This window comes from Staphylococcus sp. HMSC34G04 (genome assembly GCF_001838765.1).
Lineage (GTDB): Bacteria > Bacillota > Bacilli > Staphylococcales > Staphylococcaceae > Staphylococcus > Staphylococcus epidermidis.
On the sequence record NZ_KV838756.1, the window covers coordinates 1 to 364 of the forward strand.

General features: G+C 33.5%; 1 protein-coding gene. It reads right to left on the reverse strand.

Features of this window, described 5'->3' with window-relative positions; all coding sequences use genetic code 11:
- Nucleotides 1–58: 58 nt before the first annotated feature.
- On the reverse strand, nucleotides 59–364 hold a 306-nt coding region (locus HMPREF3241_RS10155; protein WP_141763188.1), incomplete at its 5' end, for a DDE-type integrase/transposase/recombinase.

A 364-nucleotide genomic window follows, 5' to 3' on the forward strand; every position in this document is an offset into this window, starting at 1 on the left:
TTCTGTTGCAAAGTTAGAAAAATATAGCTAATCACCATTTTATTGTGTCAGTCTTCGTTTAACTGACTAACATGTAACTAATTTCGTGACAAGGAGAAAATCCGTAGATCTGAAGAGACCTACGGTTCCTTTTATATAATCCATAAATACATTCAATGCCTTTGAGCGTGTTCTTTGCCGTATTAATACTTCGATAGCTTGTCTTCTTCACCTTAATATGACGATGATCTTGTTCAATGAGGTTATTAAGATACTTAGATGTACAATGACAATTAGATTTGAGTTTAAAATCTTTCCTCAACTTAGACATGGCCACCTTCATTGAAGGTGCTTGATCTGTAATAATTGTTTGAGGTTTACCAAA